Genomic DNA, 13,004 nt, shown 5'->3' with positions numbered 1-13,004 from the left:
GCCACACTCATCCGTCAGCTCCTGAGATCGATGTCCCCCCGCCGCGCGCGAAGGCCGGCGACCGACAACCCGAGGCCCCATGCTATCGCTCGACCCGCCTCGGACGGCAGGCCACCTTGAGCCGATACCCGAGGCCGCACTGCAATATACGGGCCGGTGGCGACCCCAGTCGACGCGGCTGGTGGAAGAGGGACACGAGGGACGCCCGCGACTACAGCGCGTTAGGTGGGGACTGCGGCTGTGCGGGTTTAGCGAGCGCTATATTCACGGAGCGTAGGCGGAGAGTGAAAGATCTACGCCCACGACGAATGCCAGTCTGGATCAGGGCTCTGAGCACTGCTGATCGTGCAGGGAAAGCGACCTACGATGACCAAGCCTGGGTACGTGAAGTGGAGCGATGTCCGCGCCGAGCACGTCGAACGTGCCGGCGGCGAGGAAGCCGTCGCTGCGGGCAGGGCCCGGCTTCTCGCCGAGATGACCGGCTACCGGCTGGCGGAGATCCGTCGGGCTCGCGGTATGACCCAGCAGCAGGTTGCTGAGCGCATGGGTGTCACCAAGGGGCGTATTTCGCAGATAGAGCAAGGCAAGGTGTCCGGTCAGGAGGTTCTGGCCCGCTATGCGACCGCGCTGGGCGGTCGGCTCCACCAGGCCATCTACTTCGAGGACGGCGACGTCGCTGCCATCAACTGAACCAGCCGTCAGCGCCGCCCCACCCCCTCAGAACTCGAACTCGCACCACACCGACTTCCCTTCCGGCAGCGGGCGGGCGCCCCAGGCGGCGGCGACTGCCGCGATGATGCTGATGCCGCGGCCGTCTTCGTCGGTTTCGCGGGCCAGGCGGCGGCGGGGGAGGTGGTCGGACTGGTCGGCGACGTCGATGATCAGGCGGCGGTCGGTGCGGCGGAGGCGGAGGACCACCGGGGCGGTGCCGTGGGTGACGGCGTTGGCGACGAGTTCGCTGACGGCGAGGACGGCGGTGTCGGTCAGGTCGTCGGCGACGCCCCAGGTGGTCAGGACGCCGGCGGTGTAGCTGCGGGCGTGGGCGGCGATCTCCGGGCCGCCGACCAGTTCCACCGATGCCGAGCGGAAGAGGGCCGCGTGGGCGCCGGTCCATGCCGGGACGTGCGCGACCAGCAGTGCCACGTCGTCCGTGCGCACCGCGCCGGAGGGGTCCAGGCCGCCGCTGGAGACCGACAGCGGGTCGATGGAGGCCAGGATGTGGTCGCGGACCAGGTCCACCGGGCCCGCGCCGGGGCGGGGCGGCTCCTCCTCGGGCGCGCGGGCGAACACGCGGCGCAGGTCGCCGGTTCCGCGCTCCAGCAGTCCCTGCGTGTAGAACGCCAGATACGAGCCCGGCGGCACCGCCACCGCAGCCTCCTGCCACGTCCAGTCCCCGCTGCCGAGCGAGGGCCCTGAGGCGCCCTCCAGCACCGCCACGTAGCCGTCCGGCAGCCGTAGCAGCGGCGGCAGGTGCCCGGCGTTCGCGTAGGTCAGCGAGCCGCTGTCCGCGTCGTGCACCGCGTACACCAGCGTCGCGACCGGCGAGCCGGTGCGCTCGCCGTCGAAGTCCAGCGCGTGCCGGTCCAGGTGGTACATCACCTCGCCGGGCGGCAGGTTCTGCGAGGCGTACGCCCGCACCGCCGCGCGAAGCCGGCCCATGACCGCCGCCGCGCGCACCCCGACGCCGCCGGCCTCCGGCGTGACGCCGCCGACCACCAGCGCGGTGCGGCCGGCGCCCAGCGGGATCGCGTCGTACCAGTCGCCGCCGACCTCCAGGACCGGCTCGGCGTCGAGCGAGGCGTCCTCGTAGCGCACCAGCGCCGGCAGGTAGCACGCCGCGAGCCGGATCTCGTCGGGCTGGATGATCCGCTGCGGCAGCAGCGAGCGCTGCAGCATCACCGCCATGTTCCGGTTGCGGGTCTCCTCCTCCAGCAGCGCCTGCTCGCGCCGCACCCGCTCGGTCTCGTCACGGCAGAACACCGCGACGCCGCCGCTGGCCGGCACGCACACCAGCGTGTAGTACCGGTCCCCGCCGCGCCGCCGGACCATGCGGTCCTGAAGCAGCACCGCGCGTCCGGTGTCGTAAGCCTGGTCCATCGCCGCGGGCAGACCGGTGCCGGCCAGCTCCGGCAGCGCGTCGCCGACCGGCAGCCGCAGCGCCACCGAGCCGAAATCGGCCAGGCACGCGTCGTTGGCGGCCAGCAGCAGGTGATCGGGACCGTCGGCGAGCACCGCCGGCATCGGCGCGGCGTCGAACGCCGCGTGAAGCAGCTCCTCGATCGCGGGCATGACCGGTGACTTCATGGCGGCCTTTCGACGGACGGCGCAGCGACGGTACCTCGCGCGAACCATCAGTGTGGACCTCTGTCGGGGCGCGTCACGGGAACGGCGCGGGGCGATCCATCCGAATGAGGGATCGCAGAGGGTTCACGGGCGATCGCACATGGTGACCGTCCGTGTCCGTCGAGAGTCAGGGAACGAATATCCAGGACGCACCGCAATGAAGCGCGGCGTACCTTATGCCTCCTCGAACACCCGCAGCCGGTGCGCCACGGCGGCGGCCTCGCCGCGTCCGGAAACTCCCAGTTTGGCCAGGATGTTGGAGACGTGCACGCTCGCGGTCTTGGTCGAGATGAACAGCCGCTCGCCGATCTGCCGGTTGGACAAGCCCTGCGCGACCAGCGCCAGCACCTCCAACTCGCGCGCCGTCAGTCCCAACGGCGAGCCCGAGTCCGCGCCCCGGCCGCCGCCGGGTACCGGAGCCTCCGGCATGCAGTCGCTGATGTCCAGCCGCGCGCGGCGCGCCAGCGCCTGCACCTCCAGGCACAGCGGTCCGGCCGGGAGCGTGGCGATCGCCTTCACCGCGCGGCGCAGCAGTTCGGCCGCGTGGTCGCGGTCGCCGTTGGCGGCGCTGGCCTCCGAAGCGCGGAAGTTGATGTACGCGGCCTGATGCGCGTGCACGCCTTCGCGCGCCGCCAACTCGCTCGCCGTCGCCCACTCCGCCGCGCCGGCGACGCCCCGCCAGCGCGCCAGCTCCGCCGCCACCTGCGCGGCGGCCGCGGCCTGGCTCGGCGTCAGCGCCGGAAGTCGGCCGGCGCGTTCGGCGAGCGCCGCCACCATCGCCGACCCGGCGGCGTCGACCGCCGACGTGCCGGAACGGGCCGCGGCGCGCGTGGGCTGTGCAGACCGACGAAGCTCTGCGTGGTCCGCCTCGGCCATCGCCATCGCGGTCAGCACGCGCCAGGCGTAGCGCTCGTCGCCGAGGAACTGCGGCTTGTCCAGGAACACCTGGAACGCCGTGCGCGCGTCGCTGATCGAGCGGGTCAGCCAGACCGCCTTCTCGATCTCGCGGCGGATACCCGGCAGCGCGTATTGGTGCTCGAAGGTGCGGCTCGGGATGCGCGCGCCCAGCGCCGCCTCGCCGCGCGCGTGCTCGGCGTCGCCGCCGAGCAGCGCCAGGTCGGCGAGGTACTCGTGGGTGGTGGCGCCGTGGATGCCCGGCGGGTCCAGGTCCAGGCTGGAGGTCAGCGCGGCGTCGGCGCCCTCCCAGTCACCGAGCGCGATCAGCGACTCGGCCATGTTCAGCCACAGCATGCTCTCGGCCACCCGCAGCCGGACGCCGCGCCGCTTGAGCTCGGCCAGTCCGGCGCGCGCCACCTGCACCGCTTCCTGATGCCGGTCCAGGGTCTCCAGCGCGCTGCACAGGTTGATGTAGCCGCGCCCGATGATGCCCGGGTCGCCATAGCCCAGGCCGTCGATGATGGCCTGCCGCAGGATCGCCAGGCCCTCCTCGTGCGTGCCGAGCGAGACCTGTCCGGCGAGCACCGTGCCCTTGGTGATGGCCGCCGCGATCCGGTACAGGTCCGAGTCGATCTTGTCGGCCAGCAGCGCGGTCTCCTCGGCGAAGCGCAGCGCGGCGTCGATGTCGTCGGATGTCAGCATCTTGATGAACGAGGCGCTGTTCGTGATCTGCACGCGCACCTGTGGGCACTGCTCGCCGTCCACCAGATCCAGCGCGGCCCAGATGTCGGCCATCCCGTCGCCGCGTCCCAGGATGTGGTGGTCCCGGCTGCGCAGGTGGTGCAGCAGCGCGGCCAGCTCGGGGTCCTGGTCGGGATCGACGCGCTTGAGTGCCTTGTCGGTCAAGGACAACGCACGATGCGGGTCGCCGGCCAGATGCGCGGCGCAGGCGGTCTTGTAGAGCAGCCGGGCGTACTCCAGGCCGGTTTCGGGCACCTGGTCCCACAGGTCCAGCGCGCGCTCCAGCATCTGGTGTTCTTCGACGTACGCGTAGCGCGCGTCGGCAGCCTCGGCGGCGCGTAACGCGGCGTCGTAGGCGCGGGGATAGTCGCGCGCCGAGTACCAGTGGTGCGCCAGCTCGACCTCGCGGGCTTCCGCGGCGACCAGCGACGGCTCGGCTTCCAGGAGTTCGGCGTACTTGCGGTGCAAAGCCGAGTGCTCGCCCGGCAGAAGCTCGTTGTGCACAGCTTCGCGCAGCAGCGCGTGCCGGAAGCGATAGCTGGTCGGGCCCTCGCCGGGGATCAGGATGTGCGCCTGGAACGCCGGCCGGATCTGCTCGTTCAGCTCGTCGTCGGTGGCGCCGGTGACCAGCAGCAGGAAACGGTGGTCCACCGGCGGCAGCGCGGCCGAGAGCAGGCGCAGCATCCGCTGCGTGGGCTCGGGAAGCTGCTCCACCTTGATCAAGAGCAGGTCGCGCAGCGTATCGGAGAGCGCGAAACCGCCGACGTCGGAGGGCATCAGGCTCGAGCCGTCCGCCGCGCACGCCAGCTCCTCGGTGAAGAACGGGTTCCCCTCGGCGCGCGCGAACACCTCCTCGGCGAAGCCCGGCGGCAGGTCGCGGCCGGTCCGGCCGTAGATCGCGGCCAGCTGCTCGGCGGTCTCGCCGGTGGTCAGCGGGCCGAGGTCGATGCGCCGCACGCCCCGGATCCGGTCCAGCTCGGCCAAAAACGGTCGCAGCGGATGGCCGCGGTGCAGGTCGTCGGTGCGGTACGTGCCGACGACCAGGACACGCGAGTCGCGCAGCGAGCGGGACAGGAAGCCCAGCAGGTCGCGCGTGGAGCGGTCGGCCCAGTGCAGGTCTTCCAGGACCAGCAGGAGCGTCTCGTCCGAGCCGAGGTCCTCCAGCAGGCCCAGGACGGCGTCGAACAGGTGCCCGCGGACGGATTGCTCACCGGCGCGCGTCACGGCCGGGAGGGCGTCGCTGTGGTGCTCCATGCCCGCCGGACGCATCATGCCGCCGCGCGGGGAGTCGTCGCCGGACAGCCCTTCGGCCAGTTCCGGCAGCAGCCAGGCCAGCTCGCGCCGGCGCACGCCGTCGCCGTCCCCGAACGCGCCGGGCAGGTCGCGCAGCAGCTGGCGCAGCGCGGCGACGAAGGGGGCATAGGCCACCCCTTCGTCGCCGAGTTCCGCGCAGCCGCCGATCAGGACGCGCACGTCCGTGACGGGAATCGCGCCCGATTCGTCGGCGCTGTCGACTCTATCTGCTCTATCTGCTCTATCGCTTCTTCCGGCGCCTGACGCGGTGGCGTTGCCGGCCGCCAGGTTGACGAGGTTCGCGGGATCCAGGTCGAGCAGCGGCCGGACGAACTCCTCGATCAGCCGCGACTTCCCGATCCCGGCGTCCCCGCCGACGACCACCACCGCGGGCTCGCCCCGAGAAGCGCTGGCCAGCAGCGAGCGGAGCTTGGACAGCTCCGGCCCGCGGCCGACGAAGACGGGGCTCACCTGGCGCATCGACACATGGTCGAGCATCGCACAGGGGTCCCGGTCAGGTCATCGACCTTTCACCGGAACGTGACCCTACGTGCACGGTATGTACCTTCTCCGGGCATATGTCCTGCGCCCGGCGCGCCCGCTTGGCGAGACCGTGCCGGCGCGCCTGCTCGATCAGCTCGGCGCGGCGGGCGTTCGCGATCTCCAGAGTGAAGACGGTGTTGTTCATGGTTCTGGTTCCCCAGCCTCTCGACGAGTGCCACTTCTGGTGACGTGTACTAGTCTCCGGCCAGAGGTGCCCCCTACACATGAGGCAACAGGCCAGTAGTCGGGGGGTGAGCTACCTTAGGTATGGCCGTGAGGTACCTCAGAGGGCCTTACTGCATAGCCGGGAGCGTTTGTCGAAGGCTTATCGGGACCTCACGGAGCGCGCCGTTCGGTGCCCTGGACTGGGCCGATGCGGCTTAGCGCTCCGTGAGGTCCCAGCATTCGGTCCCTAAGCCCTCAGCGAGCCGTCAGCGCTCCGTCCGGCGTGCCGAATCCGGTGCATAACGCTCCCCGGAAGCCGCTCCGTGCGGTACCGCCGCCTCGATCCGGGCCAGTTGCTCGGCGCTCAGCTCGATGTCCGCCGCCGCCGAGTTCTCCTCCAGGTACTTGATCCGCTTGGTGCCGGGGATCGGGACGATGTCCGGTCCCTGGGCCAGCAGCCACGCGAGCGCCAACTGGACCGGGCTGTGCCCGCTCTCGTCGGCGACCGCGCGCAGCTCGGCGACCAGCTTCAGATTCGCCTCCAGGTTGCCGTCGGCGAAGCGCGGGTTGCCGCGGCGGAAGTCGTCCGCGGCCAGTCCTTCGACCGAGGTGATGGCGCCGGTCAGCAAGCCGCGGCCGACCGGGGAGTAGGGCACGATCCCGACGCCGAGTTCGCGCGCGGCCGGGACCACCTGCGCCTCGATGTCGCGGGTGAACAACGAGTATTCGCTTTGCAGCGCAGTGATCGGGTGGACGGCGTGCGCGGCGCGCAGCGTCTCGGCATTGACCTCGGACAGTCCCAGGTAGCGCACCTTGCCCGCCTGGACCAGCTCGGCCATCGCCCCGACCGACTCCTCGACCGGCACGTCGGGGTTGCGGCGGTGCATGTAGTAGAGGTCGATGTGGTCCACGCCGAGGCGGCTCAGCGAGGCGTCGACGGCGGTGCGGACGTATTCGGGGTCGTTGCGGATGGAGCGCTCGTCGGTCTCCGGGTCGCGGCGGATGCCGAACTTGGTCGCGAGCACCACCTTGTCCCGCCGACCGCCCCGCAGGGCGCGCCCGACCAGCTGCTCGTTGGCGCCCTTGCCGTACATGTCGGCGGTGTCCAATAGCGTCACCCCGAGATCGTCGATCGCCCGGTGCAGCACCGAGATCGACTCTGCTTCGGACTCGGGGGTGACGCTGTAGAAGTCAGACATGCCCATGCAGCCGAGTCCCAACGCGGAAACCCGCGGACCGTCACTCCCAAGGATGCGGTACTTCATGCAGCAGCTCCCATCACAGAATTCACCCGTCACCCGCACCGCCCGGCGTCGTTGGACACCGTGTCTGGAAGACGGAGTCGCCGGACGGCGCGGAGACTGGAGGACATCCATGAGTGTCGCAAGTCTTGACGATCACGTCGCCTCGGATTACCGCAACTGGGTCGGCGTGCTGTTCGCGGTGCACCACAAGGTCGAGGTGCGGGGCATGGACGGCGAGGCCGGTCCGGAGTTCTGCACGTGCGGGGACGTGTGGCCCTGCCGGAGCGAGGCCACGGCGGCGCGATTACTGGACTTCCCGCTATAAGGGAGGGATGGAGTTCACTCGGTTCGACCACGATCAGGCCTCTGATGCAGAGTTCGACGAGGTGGCACGGTTCCTGGCGTCGATGGACGCGGCGGACCGCCCCGGATGGTCGTCGCGTTCGGCGACCGCGTTGGCCGATTTCCTCAAGAATCGGCAGTCATTCGGCTATGACGTGTCGCTGTGGCTGGGCAGTGAGGCCAGCGGCGGGGCGGAGCGGCTGACAGCCTCCTGCTGGCTGAATCTCGCGCTGTCGCCGGAGAACCGGCAGACCGTTCTCGTGGAGATCCGGGTGCGTCCCGATCTGCGCCGCCGCGGTATCGCGAGCGACTTCCTCCGTGCCCTGACTCCGATGATCCGCGTCGCGGAGCGCGATCATGTGATCGGCTCGACGACATCCCATGGTCCGGGCGAACTGTGGGGCGCGTCCGTGGGGATGAAGCCGACGCTGCGCTATGTGCGGCAGGTGCTGCGTTTGGGCGATGCGGACCAGTCGTTGTGGGACCGTCCGGTCCCCGACGGCTACCGCTTCGAAGACTGGACAGACCGCACCCCCGACCGGCTTGTGGCCTCCTACGCCGTGGCACTCCAGGCCATGGACGACGCGGTGTCCGGCGACCTGCAGTGGAGCCAACCGCGCTGGACCCCCGAACGGGTCCGCGAGACCGAGGAGCGGCTCGCGGCGACCGGGAACGCCGCCCGGGTGGTCGCCGCGGTCGACGAGGCGAGCGGCGAGGTCGCGGGGCTCACGCAGATCGCGGTCTCCGCCACCCGCCCCGAGGTGGTCGAACAGCTCGACACCTCGGTGCGCCGGGAGCACCGCGGCCGCGGACTGGGCTTGGCGATGAAGGCGGCGCAGCTTCGGGCGATCGCCGAGCGTCCCGGGCTGGAGCGGGTGAAGACTGACACCGCTGATCTGGTCCACATGGCCGCCATCAACCGTGCGCTCGGTTTCCAGGACGAGTCCGAGGACGTCTACATCGAGGCGGATCTCGCGGAGATCGAGGCGGCGCTCGCGACGGATTCCTGAGCGACTGTCAGCGTTCTGCGTTGTGTGCCGCGGCCGGCTTCAGCTCTGTGCCGAGCTGTCCGAGACCGTCGGTCACGATGTCCGTGAGCAGCCGCGCGTGGCGGCCGTCCGGGTCGAGGTCGGGGTCGAAGACGGCGACGTGCGCGCCGGCCGCGCCGGGGGCTAGGGCGGCGAGCAGCTCGGTCAGCTGATCCGGGAGCAGGCCGCCGGGGTCGGGGCTGTCGACGGCGGGCATCACGGTTGCGTCGAGGATGTCGACGTCGAGGTGCAGCCAGTAGCCGTCGAGATCTGCGCGCTCGACACGCTCGCGGACGCGGTCGGCGGTGGCCGCGGCGCCGTCGCGGATGATCGCCGAGGCGGGGATCGTGAGGCTGATCGCCTCTTCGACTTCGGCGAGTTCCTGGTCGTCGTCCCGGCATCCGGCGTGCACGGTGTCCGCCGGGTCGAAGTACGGTCCGAGCCCGTCGACGTCCGCGATCGCCGGCCAGTGGCGTCCGATGGCCGCGGCCAGATCCTCGCCGGCCAGCGCCGCGCAGGCGTCGGAGTTGCCGGGGTTGCGGAAATCCGTGTGTCCGTCCAGATGCACCAGGGCGAACCGGCCGGCTGGGCGCAGCGCGAGCCCTACTCCCACCACCAGGCTGCAATCGCCGCCGAAGACCAAGGGGACGTCGCCGGCCGCCCGGATCTCGGCGACGCGCCGCGCCAGCCGCCGTGCGTGCTCGACGATCGCGTCCTGATTCCGCAGGCGTCCCGGTGTCGCGTCGTCGGCGTAGCGGCCGGGAAGGACCACGCCTGCGTCGCGGGCGCCCGCGTCGGTGAACCGCGCGAACAATCCCGTCTCGCGGAAGGCTTCCGGCGCCTTGGCGGTACCGGGGACGCTCGACGGGTGCGGGGGACGGAGCCCGAGGTTGGTCGGGGCAGCCAGCAGCGCGATCACAGTTCGCTTACCGATCCGGTTCCTGTTCTAGAAGTCCACGTCCGGCCCTGACACCGGCTTCGGAGCCCTGCCGGTCCAGATCTGCTCCGGTGTCTCCGCAGCCGACTGGTACGGCGTCTCCGCAGCCGACTGGTACGGCGTCTCCGCAGCCGGCTGATACGGCGTATCCGCAGCCGACTGATACGGCAGCTCGGCCTTCTTGCCGAACAGGGTCCCGGCGATGGCGGTCAGCTCGTCGTCGTCCTCGTCGATCGGCTCCACGGCCCACCGGCGCTCGCGGTCGAGGGTCTGCTGGTTCCCGGCGGCGATCGCTCGCACCGGCGCCGCGGGCGCTGGGAGCGCCGCCAGCCGCTCGGCTTCGGCCGCCTCGAGTTCTGCCGTCTCCTCGGCCGTTCCGGCCGTCAGCGCGGCTGCTGCGGCGCTGGCGATCAGCGCGGCGTCGGCGGAGGTCTCGGTCATGGCGCGGTCGGTGAAGACCAGCGGGCGTTCGTGCTCGGTGACGATGTGCTTGACCACCTGGACGTCGCCGTTCACGTCCCATACGGCGATGCCGGGCGTCAGCGACGGGATGATCTCGACCGCCCAGCGGGGCAATCCCAACACCTTGCCGGTGGTTCTCGCCTCGTCGGCTTTCTGCATGTACACCGTGCGGGTGGAGGCCATCTTCAGGATCGCCGCCGCCTCGCGCGCCGCGGCGCCGTCCACCACGTCGGACAGGTGGTGGACCACCGCGACGAAGGACAGGCCCAGGCGGCGGCCGAACTTCAGCAGGCGCTGGAACAGCTGGGCCACGAAGGGCGAGTTGATGATGTGCCAGGCCTCTTCGACCAGCAGGATGCGCTTCACGCGGTCGGGGCGCAGCCAGGTGTGCTCCAGCCAGACGCCGACGATGGCCATCAGGATCGGCATGCCGATCGAGTTGCGGTCGATGGCCGACAGGTCGAAGACGATCAGCGGGGAGTCCAGGTCGATGCCGGAGGTGGTGGGCCCGTCGAACATGCCCGCCAGGTCGCCGTCGACCAGCCGGTCCAGGACCAGCGCGACGTCCAGACCCCAGGCCTGCACGTCCTCTATCGTCACGTTCATGTCCTCGGCGGCGCTGGTCAGCGGCGTGCGCAGGGCCTCGACCACGTCCGAGAGGATCGGCTGGCGGCCGTAGTGGAGCCCCGCCTCGCCGACGCGCAGGTGCGCCGCCTTCAGCGCGTAGCCGGCGCGCTCGTCCAGCGGCCGGCCCTGGGCGACCTCGACTATCGTCCGCAGCAGCGCGAGCTGCCCGGTGGAGGTGATCGCCGGGTCCAGCGGGTTGAGCCGGATGCTGTCGCCGCGCACGCCGTGCGGGTCCAGGCGGACCGGGGTGACGCCGAGGGATTCGGCGATCAGGTGCCACTCGCCGACGCCGTCCTCGCCTTGGGCGTCCAGCACCACCACCTGGCGGTCCTTGAAGCGCAGCTGGCGCAGGACGTAGGTCTTCTCCAGCGCCGACTTGCCGTTGCCGGACTCGCCGAGCACCAGCCAGTGCGGCGCCGGCAGCTGCTGGCCGTAGAGCTGGAAGGGGTCGTAGACGTAGCCCTTGCCGGAGTAGACCTCGCGGCCGATGATGACGCCGGAGTCGCCCAGGCCGGGCGCCGCGGTCGGCAGGTACACGGCCTGCGCCTGCGAGGAAGAGGTGCGCACCGGGGGGCGGGCGGTCTCGACCTTGCCGAAGATCACCGAGGCGAAGCCCTCGGTCAGGGAGTCCATGATCGATCGGGCCATGGTGTCAGCCTCCTTACTTCCGCAGTCCGGTCGCGAACGGCAGGGTGTTGGTGAACGCCCTGTGGTGCTCGCGGTCGCACCACTCCAGCTTGAGGAACGACTTGCCCGCCGAGGCCCGGATGGTGCGCTTGTCCCGGTTCAGGGACTCCGGACCGCGCGCCGAGACGGTGATGTAGCCGACCAGGTTCACCCCGGCGGCGCCGGAGGCCAGGTCCTCGCCGCGCTGGTCCACGCGCCCAGCGTGGGCTCGCTCGCGGGGGTCGTCGACGCGGCCGAGCTTGGCCTGGCGGGAGGCCTCGGCATCGGTGTTGATCTTCTCGGTGAGCATCCGCTCGATGGCGACGTCGGTGGGCTCCAGGTCCATGGTCACCCCGACCGTGCGGATCACGTCCGGGGTGTGCACCAGCAGCGGCGCCAGGAAGTTCACGCCGACCGGGGTCAGCGGCCACTCCTTGATCCAGGCGGTGGCGTGGCACCAGGGCTCCGCGGTGACCGACTCCCGGGTCTTGGCGCGCAGGAACTGCGGGTGCGTGGCGTCCAGTTCGGCCGGCCAGGCGTTGCGCCGCGACATCGCGTGCAGGTGGTCGATCGGGTGGTCGGGGTCGTACATGGAGTGGATCAGCGAGGACAGCGCGACCGGGCCCAGCGGCTGGCGCACCTTGATGTCGGCGTCGGCCAGCCGGGCGCAGATGTCGGCCAGCTCGCGCGCCATGATGATGCCCAGGCCCACGTCCACGGCGCCGCGGCCGATGACGTAGGCCTCGGAGGCGAGGTCCTTGGTGTAGGGCATGCAGGCGACCAGATAGGCGCGGTGCTGCTCGGAGGAGGTCGAGACCATCGACAGCAGGTGCTCGTAGGACTCCTGGAGCCAGCGCGGGGAGTTCTCGTCGCCCCGGCGTGCCACGTCCTTGGCGTGCGCGTCGGGATCGGCGGGCAGCGTGCGGGCGAGCATCTGCAGCCGGGTGACGAAGCCGTCGCCGTTGGCCACGTGCCGCAGCAGCGTGCCGAACCGGTCGACCAGCGTCTCCTGGTCCTCGGAGTCCCGCGAGCCGACGCCGGGACCCTCGATCTCCAGCGTGGCGGTGACGGTCCGCCGGTCCAGGTGCATCAGCACCGCGATCTCGTCCGGCCCGAACTGCGCCCGCAGCCACCGCAGCCGCCCGACGCCCGGCGGCGGCCCGATCTCCACCTCGCCGCCGTCGATCCGGGTCCCGGCCTCCATCGCGCGCGAGCGCCACGTGGCCTGCGGCGAGCGCAGCAGCCGCTTGTAGGAGCGGTTGATCTCGAACCACTTGTAGATGGTCCGGCCGTTGTAGGGCATGAACACCACGACCAGCGCCAGCACCGGGCCGGCGAGGATACCCAGCACCTTCAGAAACGTGGTGGGCACGAAGAACCCGGACAGCAGCGAGATCGCGCAGCACACCACGATGACGCCGATCTCACCGGTCTCCCGGTTGCGCCCGATGAGCGCACTCGGCTTGGCCTTCCCGAGCAGATAGGCGCGGCGGTACTGAGGGGGCTCCTGCTGGGCGGTGCTCATGACCGGGCCCCCTCGGGGCGGACGTCACTGCTTGGCGTGGTGCTCACGGCGGTGCCTTCCAGCGGGGGTACAGGTGATCGTGGTACGCGGCCGGCTTCTGTCCTCGACGCTACCCGGGAAAGGGCGCCGGCGGGATCGATGCCGGGATCGCAGAACCCGAACCCGCCGGCGCGCGAGCCCGCTCCGTGCCT

General features: G+C 71.0%; 9 protein-coding genes and 1 pseudogene. 3 read left to right on the top strand and 7 right to left on the bottom strand.

Annotation, left to right across the window (positions count from 1 at the left end):
• Positions 1–366 precede the first annotated feature (366 nt).
• Positions 367–690: a helix-turn-helix domain-containing protein gene (locus CACI_RS41045; protein WP_015796854.1), complete on the top strand. Its 324-nt coding sequence runs from the start codon at positions 367–369 to the stop codon at positions 688–690.
• Between the two features lie 27 nt (positions 691–717).
• On the opposite strand, the gene CACI_RS41040 is transcribed toward CACI_RS41045, so the two are convergent.
• From CACI_RS41040 to CACI_RS41030, 4 genes are all read right to left on the bottom strand, one after another.
• Positions 718–2,289: an ATP-binding SpoIIE family protein phosphatase gene (locus tag CACI_RS41040; protein WP_049871885.1), complete on the bottom strand. Its 1,572-nt coding sequence runs from the start codon at positions 2,287–2,289 to the stop codon at positions 718–720.
• Positions 2,290–2,517: 228 nt separating this feature from the next.
• Positions 2,518–5,754, bottom strand: coding sequence for a helix-turn-helix transcriptional regulator (locus CACI_RS53985; protein WP_041543775.1), 3,237 nt, complete (start codon positions 5,752–5,754; stop codon positions 2,518–2,520).
• Positions 5,755–5,788: 34 nt separating this feature from the next.
• Positions 5,789–5,962, bottom strand: a complete 174-nt coding sequence (locus tag CACI_RS51805) for a hypothetical protein (protein ID WP_015796851.1) — start codon at positions 5,960–5,962, stop codon at positions 5,789–5,791.
• A gap of 286 nt (positions 5,963–6,248) precedes the next feature.
• Positions 6,249–7,247 (bottom strand): aldo/keto reductase, encoded by a 999-nt coding sequence (locus CACI_RS41030; protein ID WP_015796850.1) that lies wholly within the window; start codon positions 7,245–7,247, stop codon positions 6,249–6,251.
• A 109-nt stretch (positions 7,248–7,356) separates the two neighbouring features.
• Between CACI_RS41030 and CACI_RS41025 the strand changes: the two genes are divergently transcribed.
• On the top strand, positions 7,357–7,551 hold the full coding sequence (locus CACI_RS41025; protein WP_015796849.1) for a hypothetical protein: 195 nt from the start codon (positions 7,357–7,359) through the stop codon (positions 7,549–7,551).
• Between the two features lie 7 nt (positions 7,552–7,558).
• Entirely contained in the window at positions 7,559–8,578 is a 1,020-nt protein-coding gene (locus tag CACI_RS41020) for a GNAT family N-acetyltransferase (RefSeq protein WP_015796848.1), read from the top strand.
• 7 nt (positions 8,579–8,585) lie between these two features.
• On the opposite strand, the gene CACI_RS41015 is transcribed toward CACI_RS41020, so the two are convergent.
• From CACI_RS41015 to CACI_RS41005, 3 genes and pseudogenes are all read right to left on the bottom strand, one after another.
• Positions 8,586–9,515: an arginase family protein gene (locus CACI_RS41015; protein ID WP_015796847.1), complete on the bottom strand. Its 930-nt coding sequence runs from the start codon at positions 9,513–9,515 to the stop codon at positions 8,586–8,588.
• 396 nt (positions 9,516–9,911) lie between these two features.
• Positions 9,912–11,270, bottom strand: a pseudogene (locus CACI_RS41010) (ATP-binding protein); the annotation flags it as partial.
• 13 nt (positions 11,271–11,283) lie between these two features.
• Positions 11,284–12,813: an SCO6880 family protein gene (locus CACI_RS41005; protein WP_015796845.1), complete on the bottom strand. Its 1,530-nt coding sequence runs from the start codon at positions 12,811–12,813 to the stop codon at positions 11,284–11,286.
• Positions 12,814–13,004: the final 191 nt, after the last annotated feature.

This window comes from Catenulispora acidiphila DSM 44928 (assembly GCF_000024025.1).
Classification (GTDB): domain Bacteria; phylum Actinomycetota; class Actinomycetes; order Streptomycetales; family Catenulisporaceae; genus Catenulispora; species Catenulispora acidiphila.
This window is presented reverse-complemented; position numbering and strand designations above follow the sequence as displayed.